Source organism: Phycicoccus sp. Soil802, assembly GCF_001429605.1.
Classification (GTDB): domain Bacteria; phylum Actinomycetota; class Actinomycetes; order Actinomycetales; family Dermatophilaceae; genus Pedococcus.
The window spans coordinates 145,495-168,420 of sequence record NZ_LMSS01000001.1; the positions used below are offsets into that span (position 1 = coordinate 145,495).

The 22,926-nt window shown below is 69.9% G+C and carries 20 protein-coding genes; 14 read left to right on the forward strand and 6 right to left on the reverse strand.

Going from position 1 to position 22,926, the window contains the following annotated elements:
- The first annotated feature begins 110 nt into the window (after positions 1 to 110).
- From dnaE to ASG91_RS00665, 10 genes are all read left to right on the forward strand, one after another.
- Complete coding sequence (gene dnaE, locus ASG91_RS00620) at positions 111 to 3,707, forward strand: DNA polymerase III subunit alpha (RefSeq protein WP_056920689.1); 3,597 nt, start codon at positions 111 to 113, stop codon at positions 3,705 to 3,707.
- A 21-nt stretch (positions 3,708 to 3,728) separates the two neighbouring features.
- Positions 3,729 to 5,873 (forward strand): S9 family peptidase, encoded by a 2,145-nt coding sequence (locus tag ASG91_RS00625; protein WP_056920690.1) that lies wholly within the window; start codon positions 3,729 to 3,731, stop codon positions 5,871 to 5,873.
- Positions 5,874 to 5,979: 106 nt separating this feature from the next.
- Complete coding sequence (locus ASG91_RS00630) at positions 5,980 to 8,154, forward strand: ATP-binding SpoIIE family protein phosphatase (RefSeq protein ID WP_056920691.1); 2,175 nt, start codon at positions 5,980 to 5,982, stop codon at positions 8,152 to 8,154.
- A gap of 257 nt (positions 8,155 to 8,411) precedes the next feature.
- On the forward strand, positions 8,412 to 8,606 hold the full coding sequence (locus tag ASG91_RS00635) for a hypothetical protein (RefSeq protein WP_056920692.1): 195 nt from the start codon (positions 8,412 to 8,414) through the stop codon (positions 8,604 to 8,606).
- 96 nt (positions 8,607 to 8,702) lie between these two features.
- Complete coding sequence (locus tag ASG91_RS00640) at positions 8,703 to 9,506, forward strand: hypothetical protein (RefSeq protein ID WP_056920693.1); 804 nt, start codon at positions 8,703 to 8,705, stop codon at positions 9,504 to 9,506.
- A gap of 66 nt (positions 9,507 to 9,572) precedes the next feature.
- On the forward strand, positions 9,573 to 12,302 hold the full coding sequence (locus tag ASG91_RS00645) for a LuxR C-terminal-related transcriptional regulator (protein ID WP_056921191.1): 2,730 nt from the start codon (positions 9,573 to 9,575) through the stop codon (positions 12,300 to 12,302).
- Between the two features lie 112 nt (positions 12,303 to 12,414).
- Positions 12,415 to 13,107, forward strand: coding sequence for a hypothetical protein (locus ASG91_RS00650; RefSeq protein WP_056920694.1), 693 nt, complete (start codon positions 12,415 to 12,417; stop codon positions 13,105 to 13,107).
- Complete coding sequence (locus tag ASG91_RS00655; protein WP_056920695.1) at positions 13,104 to 13,826, forward strand: DUF2306 domain-containing protein; 723 nt, start codon at positions 13,104 to 13,106, stop codon at positions 13,824 to 13,826. Before ASG91_RS00650 ends, ASG91_RS00655 begins: the two co-directional genes overlap by 4 nt.
- A complete protein-coding gene (locus tag ASG91_RS00660) occupies positions 13,823 to 14,068 on the forward strand; it encodes a hypothetical protein (RefSeq protein ID WP_056920696.1) in 246 nt (81 codons plus the stop codon). The genes ASG91_RS00655 and ASG91_RS00660 overlap by 4 nt, the downstream gene beginning before the upstream one ends.
- A 218-nt stretch (positions 14,069 to 14,286) precedes the next feature.
- Positions 14,287 to 14,592 carry a hypothetical protein gene (locus tag ASG91_RS00665; RefSeq protein WP_056920697.1) on the forward strand — a complete coding sequence of 102 codons (306 nt, stop codon included), beginning with the start codon at positions 14,287 to 14,289 and terminating at the stop codon, positions 14,590 to 14,592.
- 420 nt (positions 14,593 to 15,012) lie between these two features.
- Here ASG91_RS00665 and ASG91_RS00675 read toward each other — a convergent pair whose 3' ends face one another.
- The 3 genes from ASG91_RS00675 to ASG91_RS00685 form a co-directional block, all read right to left on the reverse strand.
- The gene (locus tag ASG91_RS00675) at positions 15,013 to 15,156 is read right to left on the reverse strand and encodes a hypothetical protein (protein ID WP_157605895.1); all 144 of its coding nucleotides are present in this window, start codon (positions 15,154 to 15,156) and stop codon (positions 15,013 to 15,015) included.
- A 104-nt stretch (positions 15,157 to 15,260) separates the two neighbouring features.
- Positions 15,261 to 15,440: a hypothetical protein gene (locus tag ASG91_RS00680; protein WP_056920700.1), complete on the reverse strand. Its 180-nt coding sequence runs from the start codon at positions 15,438 to 15,440 to the stop codon at positions 15,261 to 15,263.
- Positions 15,441 to 15,554: 114 nt separating this feature from the next.
- Positions 15,555 to 16,142 (reverse strand): ANTAR domain-containing protein, encoded by a 588-nt coding sequence (locus ASG91_RS00685; RefSeq protein ID WP_157605898.1) that lies wholly within the window; start codon positions 16,140 to 16,142, stop codon positions 15,555 to 15,557.
- Positions 16,143 to 16,389: 247 nt separating this feature from the next.
- Between ASG91_RS00685 and ASG91_RS20465 the strand changes: the two genes are divergently transcribed.
- Entirely contained in the window at positions 16,390 to 16,527 is a 138-nt protein-coding gene (locus ASG91_RS20465) for a hypothetical protein (protein WP_157582028.1), read from the forward strand.
- Between the two features lie 438 nt (positions 16,528 to 16,965).
- Here the strand turns inward: ASG91_RS20465 and glnA are convergent, their stop codons facing one another.
- A complete protein-coding gene (gene glnA / locus ASG91_RS00690) occupies positions 16,966 to 18,390 on the reverse strand; it encodes a type I glutamate--ammonia ligase (RefSeq protein ID WP_056920702.1) in 1,425 nt (474 codons plus the stop codon).
- A gap of 132 nt (positions 18,391 to 18,522) precedes the next feature.
- Between glnA and ASG91_RS00695 the strand changes: the two genes are divergently transcribed.
- Positions 18,523 to 18,999: an RDD family protein gene (locus ASG91_RS00695; RefSeq protein ID WP_056920703.1), complete on the forward strand. Its 477-nt coding sequence runs from the start codon at positions 18,523 to 18,525 to the stop codon at positions 18,997 to 18,999.
- 15 nt (positions 19,000 to 19,014) lie between these two features.
- Here the strand turns inward: ASG91_RS00695 and ASG91_RS00700 are convergent, their stop codons facing one another.
- Both ASG91_RS00700 and ASG91_RS00705 read right to left on the reverse strand, forming a co-directional pair.
- Entirely contained in the window at positions 19,015 to 19,620 is a 606-nt protein-coding gene (locus ASG91_RS00700) for a PadR family transcriptional regulator (protein WP_056920704.1), read from the reverse strand.
- Positions 19,617 to 20,456, reverse strand: coding sequence for a DUF4097 family beta strand repeat-containing protein (locus tag ASG91_RS00705; protein ID WP_056920705.1), 840 nt, complete (start codon positions 20,454 to 20,456; stop codon positions 19,617 to 19,619). Before ASG91_RS00705 ends, ASG91_RS00700 begins: the two co-directional genes overlap by 4 nt.
- 144 nt (positions 20,457 to 20,600) lie before the next feature.
- Between ASG91_RS00705 and ASG91_RS00710 the strand changes: the two genes are divergently transcribed.
- Positions 20,601 to 21,479, forward strand: coding sequence for a RimK family alpha-L-glutamate ligase (locus ASG91_RS00710; RefSeq protein ID WP_056920706.1), 879 nt, complete (start codon positions 20,601 to 20,603; stop codon positions 21,477 to 21,479).
- Between the two features lie 104 nt (positions 21,480 to 21,583).
- Entirely contained in the window at positions 21,584 to 22,879 is a 1,296-nt protein-coding gene (locus ASG91_RS00715; protein WP_200961192.1) for an ABC transporter substrate-binding protein, read from the forward strand.
- Positions 22,880 to 22,926: the final 47 nt, after the last annotated feature.

The following is a 22,926-nucleotide window of genomic DNA, read 5'->3' on the forward strand; positions in this document are numbered from 1 at the left end:
GCGGCGTGGTATGCCGCGAAGCCGGCTTCGCGGCATACCACGTGCCTCATCCGTCACAGGCAGGCGCGTCCCTTAGGTCTCGTCAGACCCCCGACCTAAGATCACTTCTGATGTCCCCCCAGATCGCCTCAGGCACCTCCAGCAGCGACTCGTTCGTCCACCTCCACGTGCACACCGAGTACTCCATGCTCGACGGCGCCGCGCGGATCGGTGACCTGTTCACCAAGGCCGCCGAGATGGGCATGCCGGCCCTGGCGACGACCGACCACGGCTACGTCTTCGGCGCCTACGAGTTCTGGAAGAAGGCCCAGGGCACGGGGGTCAAGCCGATCATCGGGGTCGAGGCCTACGTCACGCCCGGCACCCACCGCACCGACAAGACGAGGGTCAAGTGGGGTGAGGACCACCAGTCCGGCGACGACGTCTCCGGGTCCGGCGCCTACACCCACATGACCCTGCTGGCCCGCAACAACAACGGCCTGCACAACCTCTTCCGGCTCGACTCGCAGGCCAGCCTCGACCAGGTCTACGCGAAGTGGCCGCGGATCGACCGCGAGCTGCTCGGCCAGTACGGCCAGGGGCTGATCGCGACCACCGGGTGCCCGTCGGGCGAGGTGCAGACCCGGTTGCGGCTGGGCCAGTACCGCGAGGCGCTGCAGGCGGCCTCCGACTTCCGCGACATCTTCGGCAAGGACCACTACTTCGCCGAGCTGATGGACCACGGCCTCGACATCGAGCGCCGCGTCCAGAAGGACCTGCTCCGGCTGGCCCGCGAGCTCGGGCTGCCGCTGGTGGCCACCAACGACCTGCACTACACGACGCAGGAGGACGCCAAGGCGCACTCCGCCCTGCTCTGTGTCCAGTCCGGCTCGACCCTGATGGACCCCAACCGGTTCAAGTTCGACGCCGACGACTTCTACCTCAAGAGCCCGGCCGAGATGCGGCACACCTGGCGCGAGCTGCCCGAGGCGTGCGACAACACCCTGCTCATCGCCGAGATGTGCGACATCTCGTTCACCGAGGACGAGGGCCGCTACATGCCGCGGTTCCCGTGCCCGCCGGGGGAGAACGAGGAGTCGTGGTTCATCAAGGAGGTCCAGCGCGGACTGGTCGAGCGGTTCCCCGGCGGGATCCCCGACTACGCCACCAAGCAGGCCGCCTTCGAGACCGACGTCATCGTCTCCAAGGGCTATGCCGGCTACTTCCTCGTCGTCGCCGACTTCATCAACTGGGCGAAGGAGAACCGCATCCGGGTCGGCCCCGGTCGTGGCTCGGGTGCGGGCTCGATGTGCGCCTACGCCATGAAGATCACCGACCTCGACCCGATCCCGCACGGCCTGATCTTCGAGCGGTTCCTCAACCCCGAGCGACCCTCGCTGCCTGACTTCGACGTCGACTTCGACGAGCGCCGGCGCGGTGAGGTGATCAAGTACGTCACCGACAAGTACGGCGCCGACCGCGTCGCCCAGATCGTCACCTACGGCACCATCAAGGCCAAGCAGGCCGTCAAGGACGCCGCCAGGGTGATGGGCCACCCGTTCGTCGTGGGGGAGCAGCTCACCAAGGCGATGCCCCCCGACGTGATGGGCAAGGGCGTGCCGCTGGCCGAGATCTACAACAAGGAGCACAAGCGCTACAACGAGGGCGGCGACTTCCGCACGCTGGTCGAGACCGAGCCGCACTTCAAGGAGATCGTCGACACCGCCCTCGGCCTCGAGGGGCTCAAGCGCCAGTGGGGCGTGCACGCGGCCGGCGTGATCATGTCGAGCGAGCCGCTCATCGACGTCATCCCCATCATGCGACGGCTGCAGGACGGCCAGGTCATCACCCAGTTCGACTACCCGAGCTGTGAGGCGCTCGGCCTGGTCAAGATGGACTTCCTGGGGCTGCGCAACCTCACCATCCTCGACGACGCGATCGACAACGTGAAGGCCAACCGCGGCGAGGACATCGACCTCGACGCACTGTCCAAGGACATGACCGACCAGGCGACCTTCGACCTGCTGGCCCGCGGTGACACCCTCGGCGTCTTCCAGCTCGACGGTGGTGGCATGCGCACCCTGCTCAAGCTGATGCAACCCGACAACTTCGAGGACATCTCGGCGGCCCTCGCGCTCTACCGACCGGGGCCGATGGGCGTCAACGCCCACACCAACTTCGCGCTGCGCAAGAACGGCAAGCAGGAGCTCACCCCGCTCGACCCGCAGCTGGCGGGCAAGCTCCAGCAGGAGATGGTCGACGCGCTCCTGCCGATCCTCGGCACCACCTACGGCCTGGTGATCTACCAGGAGCAGGTCATGGAGATCGCCCAGAAGCTCGCGGGCTACACCCTCGGCAACGCCGACCTCCTGCGCCGCGCGATGGGCAAGAAGAAGAAGGAGGTCCTCGACGCCGAGTACGTGCCCTTCTCCCAGGGCATGAAGGCCAAGGGCTTCAACGAGGCGTCGATCGCGGCACTGTGGGGCGTCCTGGTCCCGTTCTCCGACTACGCCTTCAACAAGGCGCACACCGCCGCCTACGGCCTGGTCTCCTACTGGACCGGCTACCTCAAGGCCAACTACCCGGCCGAGTACATGGCCGCCCTGCTGACCAGCGTCGGCGACGACAAGGACAAGTCCGCCCTCTACCTCGGCGAGTGCCGGCGGATGGGCATCAAGGTCCTGCCCCCCGACGTGAACGACTCGGTGGCCCGGTTCGCTGCGGTCGGCACCGACATCCGGTTCGGCATGCAGGCGATCCGCAACGTCGGTCACAACGTCGTCGAGGCGATCGTGGCGGCGCGCGAGGAGAAGGGCCGGTTCACCTCCTTCAAGGACTTCCTGTCGAAGTGCCCGGCCGTGGTGTGCAACAAGCGCACCATCGAGTCGCTGATCAAGGCCGGCGCCTTCGACGGGCTGCAGGAGTCGCGCCAGGGGCTCTACCGCGTCCACGAGGACTTCGTCGACAACTTCGTCGACATCAAGCGCCAGGAGGCGATCGGCCAGGACTCGCTGTTCGGCTCGTTCGGTGACGACGCGGCCGGTGAGTCGGTCGACTTCTCCGTGCTGCCGGTCATCCCCGGGGTCGAGTGGGACAAGAAGACGCTGCTGCAGTTCGAGCGCGAGATGTTGGGGCTCTACGTCTCCGACCACCCGCTGTTCGGCATCGAGCACGTCCTCGCCTCCCACGCCGACACCTCGATCGCGAGCCTGATGGGTGAGGACGGCAAGCCCGAGGGGGCCAACGTCACCATCGCCGGGCTGATCACCGGCCTGCAGGTCAAGCGCACCAAGAAGGGCGACCTCTGGGCGATCGTGACGGTCGAGGACCTCGAGGGCGCGATCGAGTGCCTGTTCTTCCCCAGCGCCTACCTCACGGTGCAGCACGCGCTGACCCATGACACCGTCGTCGTGGTGAAGGGGCGGGTCAACCGGCGCGACGACACACCCACGATCTTCGCGTCCGACCTGACCCTGCCCGACATCTCCGAGGGACCCCGGGGGCCGGTCGTCGTCACCATCGACACCAACCGCGCGACGCAGACGAAGGTCGAGGAGCTCAAGTCGGTGCTCTCGTCCCACCCGGGCTCCACCGAGGTGCACGTGCGGCTGAGCCAGCCCGGTCGATCGGTGCTGATGAAGCTCGAGGACTCCTACCGGGTCAACGCGACCGAGGCGCTGTTCGGCGACCTCAAGGTGATCCTCGGCCCGCGCTGCCTCGCGGGCTGAGCCACCACGTAGGGTGCGAGCGTGACCACGCCTGAGGCAACTCTGCCGACCCCGCCCCTCGCCGAGCACCGCGAGACGGTGCGCGAGCACCACGGTGACGTGGTGGTCGACCCCTTCGAGTGGCTGCGCGACAAGGAGGACCCGGCGGTGCGGGCCCACCTCGAGGCCGAGAACGCCTACGCCGAGGCGGTGACCGCCGACCTGCAGCCGTTGCGCGAGGCGATCTTCGAGGAGATCCGGTCGCGCACCCAGGAGACCGACCTGTCGGTGCCGGTGGCGAGCGGTCCTTGGTGGTACTACTCCCGCAGCTTCGAGGGGGCGCAGTACTCCGTCGAGTGCCGCACGCCCCGCGTCGAGGGAGCACCGCGGCCGATGCCTGCGGCTGACGTCGTGGTCGAGGGCGAGCAGGTGCTGCTCGACGGCAACGAGGAAGCCAAGGGCCACGAGTTCTTCGCGCTCGGCGCCCTGACCGTCAGCCCCGACCACCAGCTGCTCGCGTATGCCGTGGACACCGAGGGCGACGAACGGTTCTCGTTGCGGGTCAAGGACCTTCGCACCGGCGACGTCATCGACACCGCAGTCGACCAGGTCGGGTACGGCTGCGTGTTCTCGCTCGACGGCCAGTACGTCTTCTACACGCGGGTCGACGAGACCTGGCGCCCCCACCAGGTCTGGCGCCACCGGGTCGGCACCGCCGTGGACGACGACGTGCTGGTCCACCAGGAGGACGACGAGCGGTTCTGGATGGGTGTCGGGTCCTCCCGGGACGACCGCTGGATCATGATCGGCCTCGGGTCGAAGACGACGTCGGAGGTCCGCATCCTCGACGCCGCCGACCCCACCGGCGACTTCCGGGTGGTGGCGCCCCGGCGCGAGGGAGTCGAGTACGACGTCGAGCCGGCCGGCGACCGGCTCCTCATCGTGCACAACGCCGACTCGCTCGACTCCGACCTGGCCTGGGCTCCGATCGACGCCACCTCGGCCGACCAGTGGCAGCTGCTGATGCGGTCGCAGCCGGGGGAGCGGTTCCAGGGCATCGACGCCTTCGACGAGGTGGCCGTCCTGTCCCTGCGCCGCGACGGGCTCACCGCCCTCCGGGTGCTGGCCCGCGACCAGTCCCAGCCGTCGGGGTTCGGTGCGCACCACGACCTCGAGTTCGACGAGCCGGTCTACTCGGTCGGCCTCGGCGACAACCCCGAGAGCGCCACGACCCGGCTCCAGGTCGTCTTCGAGTCGATGGTGACCCCGAAGACCGTCTTCGACTACGACGTGGCCACCCGCGAGTTCGAGCTGCTCAAGCGCCAGCCGGTGCTCGGTGGCTACGACCCCTCGCAGTACCAGCAGCGCCGTGAGTGGGCGACCGCTGCCGACGGCACGCGCATCCCGCTGTCCATGGTCTTCCCGGCCGGGTCGGAGCCGGACGGCAGCCACCCGGGCCTGCTCAGCGCCTACGGCTCCTACGAGATCTCGTCCGACCCCTACTTCTCGGTGGCCAGGCTGTCCCTGCTCGAGCGGGGCTTCGTCTACGCCATCGCGCACGTCCGTGGTGGTGGCGAGCTCGGCCGGTCCTGGTACGACCAGGGCAAGCTCGGGGCCAAGCAGAACACCTTCACCGACTTCGTCACCTGCGCGGCGCACCTCGTCGACAGCGGCTGGGTCGCGGCGGATCGGCTTGTGGCAGAAGGAGGTTCGGCCGGTGGCCTGCTCATCGGCGCTGCCGTCAACCTCGCGCCCGAGCGGTTCCGCGCGGTCCACGCCGCGGTACCGTTCGTCGACGCCCTCACCACGATCCTCGACCCGACGCTGCCGCTGACCGTCGTGGAGTGGGAGGAGTGGGGCAACCCGCTGGCCGACCCCGAGGTCTACGCCTACATGAAGGCCTACTCGCCCTACGAGAACGTGCGCGACGCGGCATACCCGGCAGTGCTGGCGACGACGTCGCTCAACGACACCCGGGTGTTCTTCACCGAGCCCGCCAAGTGGGTCGCGCGGCTGCGCGAGCACACCACGAGCGACCCCGCGAGCCGGCCCGTCCTGCTGCGCACCGAGATGGTCGCGGGCCACGGCGGCAAGAGCGGCCGCTACGACGCGTGGCGCCAGGTGGCCTGGGAGTGGGCCTTCCTCGCCGACCAGGCTCAGGCCGCCCAGAAGATCTCTCACGATTGAGTGGGGTTTGACCGTGTTCTACCTGGGGTCGGGGCCATACCCTTTCGGGTAGGGCGAACCGCGTGCGGCACGTGCAGCGGCGAGAGAGCGGACAGAGGCGGACTGCGTGGGTGAGGGCCGAACGCGAGAGGCGAGACGCCTTGCTGCGCACAGCGACTGGGCGGCCACGCCCCTCGGTCCCCGGGCGCAGTGGCCGACCCAGCTCGAGGCCGCGTGGGAGATCGCGCTCGAGTGCCCCCTCCCGGTGGCCCTGCTGTGCGGCGCCGACTTCACGATGCTCTACAACGACGCGTTCCGGGAGCTGCTCGGCAGCAAGCACCCGTCGGCCTTCGGTCAGTCTGCCCGCAAGGTCGTCGCCGAGGTCTGGGACGACCCCAAGGTGGGGCCACTGCTCGAGCGGGCCTTCACCGAGGCCGAGCCCTTCCTCGACGAAGGAGTCGAGCTGCGCCTCGACCGTGGTCGGGAGGTCGGGCCGGGCCATGGTTCGGGAGCCCTCGGTGTCTCGGACGGCGGCGACGTCGGCTACTACCTGAGGAGCGGTTCGCCGGTCATGGGAGCCGATGGGGAGGTCCTGGCGGTGCTGCACGTCATCGTCGAGACCACGAACGCGATCGGCCGCGCCCGGGCCGTCGCCAAGCTCGCGGCGCTGCTGGCCGTGGCAGTCACGGTCGACGACGTGTGCAAGGTGGTGCTGCGCCAGGCGATGGTGGCCTTCGACGGCCTCTCGGTCTCGATCTGCCTGCCCTCGCCCTCGCCCGCGTCGTGGCGGATGGCCCGGCGGCACCGCATCGAACAGCTGTCTCCGGACGAGGAGCGGCTGCCCCTGATCTGGTCCGAGCTCGGGGAGGACCTGGCCGGGATCATCGCCCAGGCCATCGCGCGCGGTGAGCCGTACCTGTCGGACAACGGTGAGGTCGTGGCCGTCCCCTTCCGCACTGGCGCGAGCCAGGCCGCGTTGGTGATCCAGCGCGAGGCGGTACCCGTGCCGCACGACGTGGTGGCAGTGCTGGCGCCGTTCCGCGACCTGGTCGGTGACGCGCTGGGCCGCGCCGTGGTCTACGACGCCGAGCGCACGACGGCCGAGCTGCTCCAGCGGACCCTGCTGCCGCCGAACCTCCCGCAGTCCGACGCGATCAGCATCGCCGCCCGCTACGAGCCGGTGTCGGAGGGGACCGTGGCCGGCGGCGACTTCTACGACTCGTTCTTCCTCCCCGACGGGCGGTTGGCGATCGTCATCGGCGACGTCGTCGGCCGCGGGGTGATGGCGGCCACGGTGATGGGGCAGGTCCGCGCCGCCTGCCGCGGCGCCGCGTTGACCAACAGCGACCCGGCGTCGGTCATGGCTGCCCTGGACCGGGTGGTGTGGGACCTCGACGCGCTGTGGCCGGCGTCGATGCCGCTGGGCAGCCCACGGGCCCGACCGGGCATGGCGTTCGGTGGCGAGCTGTTCGTCACGATGCTCTACGGCACGGTGGAGCCGGACACCGGCGAGGTGGTGCTGGCCAGTGCGGGTCACCCGCTGCCGGCACTGCTGTTCGGCAGGGCCTCGCGACAGGACGGCCGCCCGCGCGGGACGCTGGTCGAGATGCCGGTCGGGCCGCCCCTCGGGATCGAGGGCGTGCGACCGGCTCACCACCTGACCCTGGGCATCGGCGACATGCTCGTCGGGTTCACCGACGGCCTGCTCGAACGGCGCGGGGAGGCGTTCGACCAGGGCGAGGAGCGTCTGCTCGCCGTGCTGACCGACCTGCCGCCCGGCAGCCCCCGCAGCGTGGCGCACCACATCATGGACGCGATGGTGCAGGCCTCCGGGCAGGAGGACGACTGTGCGGTGATCGCGGTGGGTCGCTCCCCGGAGGGGCACCGCAGGTCCGCGATCGTCGTGCCGCCGATGCCCGAGTCGGTGCGCGCCGCCCGCGACTGGGCTCGCGAGCAGCTGGTCGACTGGAAGGTCGGCGACGGCGACCAGCACACCATCGTGACCGGGATCTCCGAGCTCATCACCAACGCCGTCCTCCACGCCGGCACCGAGTCGCACCTCACCATGGACCTCGACACGGGGATCGTGGCCGTCACCGTCGCCGACAGCGGCAACCGCGGGGAGCCGCTGCTCACCGGCGCCGACACCATGGCGGTCCGGGGTCGCGGGCTGTCCCTCGTGAAGGCCATCGCCGACGCGTTCGGGGCGCACCGCACCTCGGCCGGCACCACGGTGTGGTTCGAGGTCGCGGTGGACCTGGTCGAAGCCGGAGCCTCGACCGGCACCGGCTGGACGACCTGACCGGCCGTGACCTGCGCCGATGGGCTACTGGTCGGCACCGATCGCGACGACAGGTCGGCCAGTTGGTGCCCGACTCGCCCCGGTTCGTCCGGGCTGTCCGGTCAACCGTTCGGCCAGTGCTCCCTGACCAACGAATGAGACGCATCGCTGCGGCGCGTCATCACCACTCGAGGTCGGGGATCGTACATGCTGCGCGTCAGAAGACGGCACAGTCGCCGATCGGGCCCCCACGATCGGCTTGGGCACAGAAGGGCCGGATGGACATGTGGCAGCAGCTGCTCGATCGCTTCATCCCCATGATGGACGGCGACTCCTCCGCACTCGACCAGCGTGACGGCGTGGGCGCCTCGACCGGTCTGGCCACGAACGCCCACGCCCGCACCGAGGCCTCGCTCGCCACGGGCCGGGGCCGCTCCGCCTTCGAAGGTTCGGTCCGCCCGCTGACCTCCTGACCGCCCGCCCGCCTGCCTGATTGCTTTCGAGGCGCCGGCGTTGCAGGGTGGTGGCACCGTGGGCAACCAGCTGCCCACCTCCCGACGGAGAGTGCCATGGGCTTCCTCGACCGACTGCTCGGCCGCGAGCCGCTCCAGACCCAGGGCGGGTATGCCGGGCCGGCACCATCCACGCGCCCCGCGCCGTCCGCCTCCGGACCCGCCACCTCAGGACCCGCTACGTCGGGGCCGGCGTCCGAGGATGACCGCGCCATCGCGCGCTACCGCTACCTCCTGCGCACCGCGCCGCCGGAGGCGCTGGAGCAGGTGCACGCCGAGGCGTTCGCCCGGCTGACCCCCGAGCAGCGCCAGCAGGTGCTGGCCGAGCTGTCCTCCGGGCTTCCGGCGGGGGAGTCCCCGCCGACGGCCGACCCGCAGTCGATGGCACGGGCAGCGACCCGCGCCGAGCTGCGTCAGCCCGGCTACCTCGAGCAGACCTTCAGCCGCGGCCGGTTCGGCGGCGGGATGGTCGGCGGAGGGCTGGGGATGGGCGGCACGATCATGGGCTCGATGATGGGCACCATCGCCGGGGTCGTCATCGGGTCCGCCATCGCCGACTCGCTGTTCGACGGCTATGACTCCTCACCCGAGGCAGCCGAGGCAGGGGACACGTCGGCAGGATCCGACGGCACGGACGGGTCTGGCTCGGACGGATCCGGGTCCGACGAGTCCGGGTCGGCCGAGTCGGGGTCCGACGGGGGAGACGCCGGTGGCGACGCTGCGGACTCGACCGGCGACGTCGGGACGGCGGACGCGGGCTACGACTCCGGTGGGTTCGACTCGGGTGGGTTCGACTCTGGTGGCTTCGACTCGGGCGGGTTCGGCGGCGACTTCGGCGGCGGCGACATGGGCGGCTTCTGAAAGCACTAGCGTGGGCGGGGCAACGCCACGCATCGGTCGGTGGTGCACCTCGGAACGGGGAAGCACGTGGCACGTCCGCTGATCGGGACCAAGCTCTACATCCCGCGGCCACGACAGGGGCTGGTGGCTCGGCCCAGGCTGCGCGACGTCCTGCACACGGGGGAGCGGGTGCGACTGGCCCTCGTGTCCGCACCGGCCGGGTTCGGCAAGACGACCCTGGTGTCCGACTGGGCACAGCAGACGGCATCCAGCGGGCGAGCGGTCGCCTGGGTCTCGCTCGACCCGTCGGACAACGAGGCCGCGGCCTTCTGGGCCTACGTCGTCGCCGCCTTGCAGCGGGTGGTCACTGGTCTCGACCCAGGGGCGGTGGTGCGCATCGAGTCGGGGCCGATGTCGCCGGAGGCACTGCTGACGCCCCTGGTGAACGGCCTGGGCGCGGCGCCCGACGAGGTCTGGCTCGTGCTCGACGACTACCACGTGATCGTCGACCCGGAGGTCCGCACGGGAGTGACGTTCTTCCTCGAACACCTCCCGGCGAACGTCCACGTCCTGGTCAGCACGCGCGCCGACCCGGACCTTCCCCTGCCCCGCTGGCGGGTCCGCGGCGAGCTGGTCGAGGTTCGCGCCGCGGACCTGCGCTTCACCTTGGCCGAGACCACGGCCTACCTCAACTCCGTTGCGGGACTGGGGCTTTCCCACTCCGACGTCGCGTCGCTGGAGCAGCGCACCGAGGGATGGATCGCCGCGCTCCAGCTCGCCGCCGTGTCCATGCGCGGGCGCGCTGACCCGAGCGGCTTCGTCTCGCGGTTCGCCGGCACGGACCGCTACGTCGTGGACTACCTCGTCGAGGAGGTGCTGGCCAACCAGCCCGAGCAGGTCCGCGACTTCCTGCTGCACACCGCGGTGGTGGATCGCCTGACCGGCCCCCTGTGCGACGCGCTCACCGGTCGCACCGACGGCCAACGCGTCCTCGACCTCCTCGACCGCGCCAACCTCTTCCTCGTCCCGCTCGACGACGACCGGCGGTGGTACCGCTACCACCACCTCTTCGCCGACGTCCTCAAGGCGCACCTGCTGGCCGACCACCCGGAGCTGGTCCCGCTGCTGCACCGGCGGGCCAGCCGCTGGTACGAGGAACAGGACCTCACCGACGACGCGGTCCGCCACGCGCTCGATGCCGGGGACTTCGACCGCGCGGCATACCTCATGGAGCTCGCGGTGCCGGCGATCAGGCGACACCGCCGCGAAACCCTCCTGCTCGGCTGGCTCAAGGAGCTGCCCGACGCGACGGTCCGGCGCAGCCCGGTGCTCAGCGTGTTCTACGGCTACCTGCTGATGGTGTCCGGGGACCTCGACGCGGTCGGCGAACGGTTCGATGACGCCGAGCGGGCCCTCGCGGCCGGCCCCGACCCGGCCCTGCCGTGGGCGGACACCGACGACCTGCGCACCTTGCCCGCCACGATCGCGGTGCACCGCGCGGCCATCGCCCAGGCGCATGGGGACGTCGCCGGCACCGTCGCCCAGGCCACCCGCGCGCTCGCGCTGGCCGGACCCCAGGACCACCTCGCCCGGGGCGGGGCCGCGGGTTTCCTCGGGCTCGCGGCGTGGGCGAAGGGCGACGTGGGGACGGCGTTCGACACCTTCACCGCAGCGGTGGCGAGCCTGCACGCGGCCGGCAACACGGTCGACGAGCTCACCAGCACCGTGGTCCTCGCCGACCTGCTGATCGCGGCGGGTCGGCCGGCCGAGGCGCGTGGACTGTACGAGCGGGCCCTGGAGCTGGCGGAGGCGCACGGCGAACCGGTCGCCCGGGCCACGGCCACCCTGCACGTGGGGCTCAGCGAGATGGACTGTGACGCAGGGGACCTCGACGCCGCCACGCGCCACCTCGACGCTGCCGCCTCTCTGGCCGAACGGGCGCCGATGACGGAGAGCCTCCACCGGTGGTTCGTGGCCAGGGGTCGCGTGGCCGCGGCGGGCGGCGACCGGTCCGAGGCGGTGGCGCTCCTGACCCGGGCGGCGGAGGTCTACCGTCCGGGGTTCTTCCCCGACGTCCGTCCCATCGCGGCGATCAGGGCTCGGGTGTGGATCACGGCCGGCGACCTTCTGCAGGTGGCTCGCTGGGCGGGGGAGCGCGGCGTGACCACCGATGACAGCGCCGACTACCTCCGCGAGTTCGACCACCTGACGTTGGTGCGGCTGCTGGTCGCCCGACACCGCGCCGACCCCGATGCCGACCCCGGCACGCTGGACGAGGCGCTCGGCCTGTTGCGGCGGTTGGCCGACGACGCGCGGGCCTTCGCACGCGGCGGCAGCCTGCTGGAGATCGCCGTGCTCAGCGCCGTGGTCACCGACGCTCGTGGCGACCGTGCGGCTGCCGTGGGCCTGCTCGCCCAGGCGTTGGCCGACGCAGCCGAGCCCGAGTCGTCCGTGCGGCTCTTCCTCGACGAGGGCGCCCCGATGCTCGAGCTGCTGCGTGCCGTCGAACGGCACGACGCTGCCGGGCCACGGGGAACAGCCGCCGCGCGCGCCCGGCTCATCCTTGCTCGCGGGGGCGCCCCCGCCGGAGCCGCCGACCCTGCGCGGCAGCCTCAGGCGGCCACAGAGCTGCTGAGCGAGCGTGAGCTCCAGGTGCTGCGGCTGCTGGACAGCGAGCTGACCGGACCGCAGATCGCCCGCGAGCTGTTCGTGTCGCACAACACGCTGCGGACGCACACCAAGCACATCTTCACCAAGCTCGACGTCAACACCCGTCGGGCAGCGGTCCGCAGGGCCCGCGAGCGGGGCCTGCTCTAGAGATCACCCCCGCAGGTCACATCGTTGGGTGACGCCAGGTCATCCTGCCGGCTCCTACCTTCAGGACATCCCCCGCGGCGCCTCGCCGAGGACCTCGACCCAGGAGCCAGTCATGACCATCACCACCAGCAAGCTGATCCGAGCCGCCGGCCTCTACGCCGTGGTTGCGGGAGCGTTGTTCATCGCCGTCCAGGTCAAGCACCCGCCGATCGACGTGGCGTTCGTCTCCACGACCGAGTGGAAGGTCCGCCAGGGCATGAAGGTGGTGATGGCCGTCCTGTCGCTGGCGGGCATCACCGGGATGTACCTCCGCCAGGTGAAGCAGACTCGGGTGCTCGGGCTGCTCGGCTACGTCCTCTTCGCCATCGGTTACCTCCTCATGCTGGCCATCGAGATCGTGGGTCTGGTCGTGCTGCCCTCCATCGCCGACACCTCACCCGGCTACGTCGCCGACGTCGTCGCCGCAGCCACCAACGGCAAGGCGGCCGGTGACATCGGGCTCATGGGTCCGCTCAGCGCGGTCAACGCCGTGACGTACCTGCTCGGTGGCTTCCTCTTCGGTGTCGCGCTCTTCCGAGCCAACGTCCTCGCCCGGTGGGCCGCCGCCCTCCTGTCCGCGGGCACCGTCGCCACGATCGCGATCCCCTTGGTGCCACAGGTGAACTTCCGGCTCTTCGCCCTCCCCATCGGAGTCGCGATGGTCGGCCTCGGCTACAGCCTGTGGCGTGAAGGCCGCGCCGGGACCGCCGGTCCGGTCGCGCCGACCAACGCAGGCGCACGGCACGACCTGGCCGGCGCCAAGTGACCAGCCTCCTTCGTGCGGCGCCCACCCGGCCGGCCCGGCCGACCGGGTGGGTGCCCTACGCGCTGGTCGCGCTGAGCGGCATACCAGTCGTCGCGGGCACCCTGCGCCTGGTGGAGGTGTTCGGTGGTCCAGAGGTCCTGCCGCACAACGCGCGGATCTCCGCGTCGCCCGCGCCGGTCGTGGTGCACGTCCTCAGCGTCATCCCGTATGCCGTCCTCGGCGCCTTCCAGTTCTCCGCCCGGCTGCGTCGTCGCCGGCCCGGCTGGCACCGGGCGGCCGGTCGCGCTCTGGTCGCCCTCGGTCTCGCAGTGGCCTTCTCCGGTCTGTGGATGACGCTGTTCTACCCGCGCCAGACCGACACCGGTGTGCTGGCCTACCTCTTCCGGCTGGCCGCCGGGTCGGGCATGGCGGCCAGCATCACGCTCGGCTTCGCGGCCATCCGACGCGCCGACGTCGCCACCCACCAGGCCTGGATGACCCGGGCCTACGCGCTCGCCCTCGGGGCCGGCACGCAGACCTTCACCCTCGGCATCGCGCATGCCCTCCTCGGCGACGCGTCCCCGTCGACCGACCTCGGACTCGGGGCCGGCTGGGCGATCAACCTCGCCGTCGCGGAGCTCGTCATCCGCCGTGGCGGGAGTCCGCGCCGTGGTCCTGCGGGGGGCGCGACGCGCCCCGGCCGCCCGGGCAACCTGGTCGCACGGGTGGGCTCGCCGTGAACCAGCCCGATCGCCGGCCAGCGCCGACCCGCTACCGGCTGCAGGTCGACGGGCACCTCGGGGAGCAGTGGTGCTCGTGGTTCAACGCGTTCACCCTGACCCACGAGAGCGATGGCACCACCACCCTGACGGCAGAGGTCGCCGACCAGGCCGAGCTGCACGGACTGCTCGACCGGGTCCGAGACCTGGGAGTCACCCTCCTTCGCGTGGAGGTCCAGCACCTGCAGGCCGACGGTCGCTGATGGCACGGGTGCGAGAGGGTCCGGCGAGGCTCTGACCTGCGGTTTCTCGAGTTGACAGCGCTGAGAGAAGTAGGACAGTCTTCAACCACCGCATGACGCGGCCGCCCATCGAGGCCAGGCCGCCGCCCCTCAATCCGAGGTGTCGAGTGTCTAAACAAGGGCCATTGCGCGGGATTCACCATCAAGCCTCCGAATGCTCGGAGGAAACAGGAGTCCTCATGGCTACGACCACCAACCACGACGTCACCACCAACCACGACGTCACCACCCGCGGCAACCGCCACGTGTCGACCGAGACCCGTCCGGCTGTCCGCACCACCGAGCTGATTGCCTACGTGGCCGCGGTACTGGCCGTGGCGCTGACCGCGCTCTTCGTCGGTGACGGTGGCGACGGCGGCGCCGACCCGTTCAGCGCCGAGCAGGCCCTTCGCTACATCACGTTCCTGACCATCGGCTACATGATCGCTCGTGGCCTGGCCAAGTCCGGGACGCGCGGCAACGCCAACAGCGACCACGACGCCTGACCTGACGGTTGCTGGCCTGACCTCGCGTCAGGTCACGGCGTGACCCGAGAGCGCCCTTGCCCCTGGTGGGCGGGGGCGCTCTCGGCCGCTGGCGTGCAAACGCGAGAGGACGTCACCGCCGAAGCCGCGCTGTTGGACACCGACGATGCGCCGCATGAGTCTTACCCGTCACCGCGAGGTCGAAGCACGGGCCGTCCCCGGGAGGCTGCGTCGCCGCATGCGTTCATCCCCTTCGTCCTCCCGAACGTGCACTCCTCGTCAGGGTCAACCTTCTGGCGGAGGACGCCGACGGCGTGGTTGTGGTCCGCTGGGAACGTGACTTCCGCTCGCCTGATCGCGGCCACCCTGGCCATGGTCACCTCCGCCAGCCTGGCGGTTGGCCCCGCGGCACCGGCGGACGCCGCCACCACGAGTGCCCGGTCACTCCTGTTCAAGATCAGCGGACGGACGCACCTGGACCAACCCTGCGGACGTCGACATCGACCACCACGTCGCCTTGGCCGAGGCGTGGGGCTCGGGGGCCCGCTCCTGGACCACCACCGAGCGCAGCAAGCTCTCCAGCATCCTGTCTGGCACCTGCGGCTCGCGCGCCGTCACCATTCCGGCAAGAGCGCGCTGACCACCGCTGGCAAGGCTTCCTCGCCACGGGTCCACGACCCGTCGCGCGACTAGCCGACCGTGGTGCTGAGCCACTGCGCCTCGGCCTGGGCGATCTGTCCCGCGGCCTGGGCGATGAGCGCGAGGGTGCGCTGGCGTTCGGGATCGGACTCCCGCAGGGCCTCGGCGAGCGTCTGCCGGGCGGTGTCGATGTCGGCGAGGAGGTTCGGGACGGTCACGGGAGTCTGCATGCAACCGCACAGTAGCGAGGCTCACCACGCCACGCTCGCGGTGCGCGGTCGGGGCCCGGCTCCGCTGGGTCAGACGTGGGTGAGCCCCCCACTCTCCGTGGCTTGCACACGCGGTCAGTCCGGGCGCAGGCCCCTTGTGTTGCCATCGCTGACGACCTCATGGGCGACGACCTGCAGCTTGCGGTTGGAGTCTTGGCTGGCCTTGCTCAAGATGTGGAATGCGGCTGCTTCGCTGACCTTGCGCTCCGCCATCACGATGCCTATCGCGGCGCCGATCTTGCGCGACGACTGCAGGGCGTGACTCAGGTGTGCCGCGTGCTCCTCGCTCAGCAGCCCATCGGCCTGCAGCTGGGCGATCACCTCTCGATCCACGTCGAATCGGGCCTCGAGGGCGTCCATCCTCGTGTCGTGCGCGATGCCCCGGTCATCACTCGCATCCGCCCGAGCGGAGGCCTGCTCGGCCCCTGCCTGCAAGGCGTCGATGTCGGCCCGGTCACGAGCCACCTGAGCGCTCAGTTCCTCCAGGGTCCGCTGCGACTCCGAGTCGGTCGCGCGTTGCCCCCCATTCTTGGTGTGCACAGTTTGCTGACTCACAACTACCTCCTGGAAAACACCCTGAACTTCTCCCAGGTGGGAGGGCCGCGCCTTGACCTGAGCACACAGTAGATCGGCGTGTGCGGCCAGACAAGTCCGGACAAACACGGTTCACGAACCCTCGACAGCGGCGCCCGGCTCGTCACTGCCAGGGCAAGCGGGCTCACCGCTGATTTGGCGATTGCGCGGGGCGCATGCACCTCGCCGAACTGGGTGGCGGGCCGAAGACCGCGGAGCTGGGCGTGTAACAGGGAGGCTCCGGCGGTCGCTTTACCGTTGTGCCGGTTGTGCCGACTGACGTCTGGCCGATCCGTCTAGCGGACAGGAGTCCCCTCCAACGCAAGGAGTCACCCCAATGGCCAGAGACGATCGTCACGCCCGCGAAACTCGTCGCACCTACCGCACCACTCCCGCCTGGCAGGACCTCGCGCTCTTGAGTCTCATCGTCGTGGTCGGGGTGGGAGTGTTCCTGACCTGGACGAAGTTCAGGTGAGCGGCCCACGGCGGTAATGGCCTCACCCGCGCCCGACTCCGCAGGAACATTCGAGTTTGAGCCAGCCTCTCCACGGGTAACGATGCAGGTACCGCGGCCTGAGGTTGAGGTTTCCGATCCCCCTCGTGCCCTCCCTCGGGTCGCGGCCTTGCAGGGGCTCCGCGGCCCGGGCGCAGGAGGGACACGATGCCCGGGTCGCGGTCCCGGCGCTAGGACGGGCACAGGTGGCCCGACGCAGACGAGTCCGCCCGCGCTGCCGTTGGTGCAGTGATGGCAGCGCGAGCGGACTCGCTGGGCAGATCTGGCTCGCTCGTTCCTCGCTCGGCTCAGATATCGCTGTGTCTTCTGTTCGACATCTGGCCTCGCTCGTTCCTCGCTCAGCTCAGATGTCGCTGTGTCTTCTGTTCGACATCTGGCCTCGCTCGTTCCTCGCTCAGCTCAGATGTCGAAGTACATCTCGAACTCGTGCGGGTGCGGACGGAAGCGGATCGGGTCGACCTCGTTCTTGCGCTTCCACTCGATCCAGGTCTCGATGAGGTCCTTGGTGAACACGTCACCCTCGAGCAGGAACTCGTGGTCGGCCTCGAGGGCGTCGAGCACCTCGGGGAGCGAACCGGGGACCTGCGCGATCGCGTCGTGCTCCTCCGGCGGCAGCTCGTAGAGGTCCTTGTCCACCGGCTCCGGGGGCTCGATCCGGTTCTTGATGCCGTCCAGGCCGGCCATCAGCATCGCCGAGAAGGCCAGGTACGGGTTGGCCGACGGGTCCGGCACGCGGAACTCGACGCGCTTGGCCTTCGGGTTGTCACCGGTGATCGGGATGCGGATGCAGGCCGAGCGGTTGCGCGCCGAGTAGACCAGGTTGACCGGGGCCTCGTAGCCGGGGACCAGGCGGTGGTAGGAGTTCACCGTCGGGTTGGTGAACGCGAGCAGCGCCGGGGCGTGCTTGAGCAGTCCACCGATGTACCAGCGGGCGATGTCCGACAGGCCGCCGTAGCCGCGCTCGTCGTAGAACAGCGGCTCGCCGTCCTTCCAGAGCGACTGGTGCGAGTGCATGCCCGAGCCGTTGTCACCGAAGATCGGCTTCGGCATGAAGGTGACGGTCTTGTCGCCCTTCCACGCCACGTTCTTGATGATGTACTTGAACTTCAGCACGTCGTCAGCAGCCTGCTTCAGCGCGTTGAAGCGGTAGTTGATCTCCTGCTGACCGGCGGTGCCGACCTCGTGGTGGGCGCGCTCGACCGTGAGGCCGGCGTCCTGGAGGGCCAGCGTCATCTCGTCGCGCATGTCGGCGAAGTGGTCCACCGGCGGCACGGGGAAGTAGCCACCCTTGTAGCGGGTCTTGTAGCCCTTGTTGCCACCCTCCTCCTCGCGACCGGTGTTCCACGCGGCCTCGACGGAGTCGATGAAGTAGTAGCTGGCGTTCTGCTTGGTCTCGAAGCGCACGTCGTCGAAGACGTAGAACTCGGCCTCCGCACCGAAGTACGCGGTGTCGGCGATGCCGGTCGACTTGAGGTACGCCTCGGCCTTGGCCGCGATGTTGCGCGGGTCGCGCGAGTACTCCTCGCCGGTGAACGGGTCGACGATGGAGAAGTTGAGGATGAGCGTCTTTTCCTTGCGGAACGGGTCGAGGTACGCGCTCGTGGGGTCCGGGATCAGCTTCATGTCGGACTCGTGGATCGCCTGGAAGCCGCGGATCGACGACCCGTCGAACATCTGGCCTTCCTTGAAGAACTCCGCGTCGAGGCTCTTGGCCGGCACGTTGAAGTGCTGCATCACGCCGGGCAGGTCACAGAACCGCACATCGACGAAGATGACGTCCTCGTCCTTGATGAACTTCAGGACCTCGTCAGCATTGCTGAACAAACCAACCTCCTGTGGTGGGGCGGGCGAAACCGCCCATGACTCAACTGGTGTCGCCGTCGACCCTAACGGGTGGGGATTTCTCGCCCATGACCCGAATGTTTCACGGGTGTTACGACGTGAGAGGCTGGCGCCGTGGTGGACCGCAAGGACCTCGGGTCCTGGCTCGAAGGCCCGGGTTCGCGCTCAGGCGCCTCCTCGGCATACCCCGGAGAGCGACTGGGTATGCCGCGCACCGGGCGCGGTTCGATCGCCCGGTTCGGGCGGCGCCTGGTCGGCGTCGTGATCGACTGGACCGCCTGCCAGCTCATCGCGGCAGCGTTGTTCGACGTGCCGCTGCCGTTCGCCGGCGTGGCCTCCGGCAACGACACCCTGATCCTGCTGGGCCTGTTCGCGCTCGAGCAGCTGCTGCTCGTGGGGACGGCGGGCTACACGCTCGGCCACCGGGTCGTCGGCCTGCGCGTGCTGTCGCTCGACGGCCAGCGCGCGCGGCCGTTCCAGGTGCTGGTGCGCACCGTCCTGCTGTGCCTGTTCCTGCCGGCGATGTTCTGGGACAAGGACGGCCGCAGCCTGCACGACAAGGCCGCCGGCACCCTCATCGTCCGCACCTGAGCGGCGCGGTCAGGGTCAGCGGCGGGTGAAGACGTCGCGGATCCGGCCGGTCGCGTCGGTGAGGATGTCGATGATCTCGCGACTCTGCTCACTGGTCAGCCCGTGCCGCTTCCACGCGGTGCGCGCCTCCGCGCGCAGCTCGGCCACCGCCTGCTCGAGGTCGCGGATCGCGCTGGGGTCACTGCCCTTCCACCCGTTCCACGACTCCTGCCCACCGACGGGAGTGGCGGTGCGGCGGGCCTCCTGCGCGGCGGCCCTGAGCTCGGCGCGCAGGTCCTTGGTCTGCCCACGCACGCGGGAGCGCACCTGCTCAGCGAGCTCACGCACCGAGAGGTCGAGGTCGGACTCCAGGCTCGACAGCTCGTCCTGGCGGTCCCGCACCTCCTGGCGGCCGGCCTCGGTGATCCGGTAGATCGCCTTGCGTCCCTCCTCGGCCCGCTCGACCAGCCCTTCCTCCTCCAGCTTGGCCAGCCTCGGGTACACCGTGCCGGCGCTGGGGGAGTAGAGGCCGTTGAACCGGTGCTCGAGGTCCTGGATGACCTCGTAGCCGTGCCGCGGCCCCTCGTTGAGCAGCGCCAGCAGGTAGAGCCGGAGCTGGCCGTGCGCGAAGACCGGGCTCATGCGGACGCCCCATCCGGCTGGGCAGCCACGGCGCTCTTGAGCACCACGACGTTCCCGGAGACGGCGTTGGCCTTGACGCGCAGGCTGCCGTCGCCGTCGGTGAGCCGGTTGCCTGCCGTGTAGGAGTGCTTGTGGATCGCGTGCCCGTCGATGACGACCTGCCCCGAGGCGGTGTTCGCGGTCACGTCGTAACCGCCGTGGGGTGCCCGCACCGTCACGTCGCCAGAGACGGAGGTCGACTTGATCGAGGCCGCGCTGTTGAGCAGGTCCAGCGCCACGTCGCCGCTCACCGTGCTGATGCTGACCTCGGGCACGTCGCTCTGCTGGGCGGTGACCGCCCCCGAGACCGAGTGCACCTTGAGCCGGCCGCGCACGTTGCCGCACTCGACCTCGCCGCTGACCGTGTTGATGTCGACGTCGCCGACCACGTCGTCGATGGTGATCGACCCGGAGACGGTGTTGGCCTTGGCTCCGGCCCGCATGCCGGCCAGCAACCCGCTGGCGCTCACCGTGCTCACGGAGGTCTCGGCGTCCTCGGGGATCGAGATGCTCAGCGCGACCCGGTTGCGCTCGAGGCCCTCGAAGGCCTGCCGCACCCGGTCGAGGATCCGGGTCGAGTCGACGCCGTGGGTGATCTTGAGCTTCCACCCGTCCCAGGTGACCTTGACCGGCATACCCTCGATCTGGGCGATCTCGACGCGGGCGGTGGGGGAGTCGGTGTGCGTGACCACGTCGACGCGACCGCCGACGACGGCGACGCTGAGCCGCCCGACCTTCTCGCCGTCGCCGCCGATGTCGAGCACCCGGGGGGTGTCGATCGACCATTCCTCGCTCATGGGGTGTCCTCTCGCTGGCTGTGGTGTCACGGTGGGCCGTGATGGCCCAGAGTCACGCTATATCGCGTTGTCGAGATTCACGTTATATCGCGTATGCCGCGTCGCGCAACCCCTGCTCACGCGCGCGCTGCCAGACTGGTCACCGTGAGCCGCATCGCCCTCTGCACCTGGTCCGACCCGATGTACGACGACCCCGAGCCGCCGGCGATCGCCGACGAGCTGCGCGGCCTCGGTCACGACGCCGAGGTGGTCGTCTGGCACCAGCGTGGCGTCGACTGGGCGTCCTTCGACCTGGTCGTGATCCGCTCGACCTGGGACTACTTCGACCGTCTCGACGAGTACCTCGAGTGGGCGGACCACGTGGACTCCGTGTCGCGGATCATCAACAGCCCCACAGTGATTCGCTGGAACTCCCACAAGGGCTACCTGCTCGAGCTAGGCGAGGCCGGCATCCCCGTCCTGCCCACCCTGGCCCTCGCCAGGGGAACGGCGGACCCCGTCGAGCGCATGGTGGCGACCGGCTGGGGCGAGGTGGTGATCAAGCCGGCGGTCGACGGCGGAGCCAGGGGCGCCCTCAAGGCGCCGGCCGGGTCGCCGGAGGCGGGCGCCCACCTGCTCGTCCTCGTCGAGGCGGGCGACACGATCGTCCAGCCGTATGCCGCGGGGGTGGAGGCGGGGGAGGTGTCGCTGTTCTTCTTCGGCGGCGAGCTGTCCCACGCCGTGCGCAAGGTGCCCAAGCCCGGCGACTACCGCGTGCAGGCCCTGCACGGCGGCTCGGAGGTGGCGCACACGCCGACCGAGGCCGAGCTCGACGTGGCCAGGAGGGCGATGGCCGGCGCCCCCGACGCGCTGGTCTACGCCCGGGTCGACCTGGTGGACGTCGACGGGCAGCCGACCCTGATGGAGCTCGAGCTCATCGAGCCCGACCTCTTCCTGCGGATGTCGCCGGGCTCGGTGACCCGGTTTGCGAGCGCCGTGGCGGCGGTGCTGGAGCCGGTCGACTCCCTCAAGGTCACGGAATGATCACGAAATGAGAACGCTCCCACGGAACTCTTGACCCGGCAGCGGGCCGGGTCCCACGCTGTTCGGGAGCGCTCCCATCAGGGAGCCCGACGAAAGGTGCAACGGTGCACTCACGCTCTCGCTGGCTGGTTCCCGCAGCCGCAATGATCGCTACGGCCGCCCTCACCGCCGCCTGCGGTGGCGACAACGGCGGCTCCACCTCATCCGGCGAGAAGGTCACGCTGCGGGTGAGCACGTTCGGCAAGTTCGGCTACACGGACCTGTACACGCAGTACATGAAGGACCACCCGAACGTCACGGTCGTCGAGACCGCCGAGGGCGACCTCGGCAAGTACAACACCCAGCTGATCCAGCGGATCGCGGCCGGGTCCGGCGCCGGCGACGTCGTGGCCATCGAGGAGGGCCAGGTCGTCAACTTCCTCCAGAGCGCCGACAAGTTCGTGAACCTGCAGCAGTACGGCAGCAACGAGCTCAAGGACAACTGGCTCCCGTGGAAGTACGCCAACGCCACGACCGCCGACGGCAAGACCACCATCGGGCTCGGCACCGATGTCGGCGGCCTGGCCATGTGCTACCGCAAGGACCTGTTCGAGAAGGCCGGCCTCCCCACCGACCGCGTCGAGGTCGGCAAGCTGTGGCCCACGTGGGACGAGTACATCGCCACCGGGCAGAAGTACCAGGCCGGGATCAAGGACGCGAAGTCGCACTTCGTCGACAGCGCCACCAACACCTACAACTCCATCCTCATGCAGTCGGGTGACCACACCTACTTCGACCGCAGCGACAAGCTGGTCATCGACAGCAACCCCGCGGTCAAGTCGGCCTGGGACGAGTCGCTGAAGATGGTCGAGACCGGACTCTCGGCGAAGCTCAAGGCCTTCTCGCCGGAGTGGAACGCCGGGTTCAAGAACGGCTCGTTCGCCACGCTCGCCTGCCCCGCGTGGATGACCGGCTACATCAAGGACCAGGCCGGTGCCGCGAACTCCGGGAAGTGGGACATCACCACGATCCCCGGCGGTGGCGGCAACTGGGGCGGCTCCTGGCTCGGCGTGCCGACCCAGAGCAAGCACCAGAAGGAAGCCGTCGAGCTCGCCAAGTTCCTCACGACCGGCCAGAGCCAGCTCGCGGCGTTCAAGGCGGCGGGGAACCTCCCGTCCAACCCCAAGCTCTACACCGAGGCGGCCCTCAAGGACGCCAAGAACGACTACTTCAACAACGCCCCCGTCGGTGAGCTGTTCGTTGCCGGCGCGGCCAACCTGAAGCCGGTCTACCTTGGGGCCAAGAACCAGCCGGTCCGGGACGCCGTGGAGAACACCCTGCGCGCCGTCGAGGGCGGACAACGCACGGCGGCCGCAGGCTGGACCGAGGCCATCGCGGCCGCCCAGAAGGCGGCGAAGTAGCCGCACGCCCGCGGCATACCCCAGCTGCGGTCGGGTGCCGGCGCTCT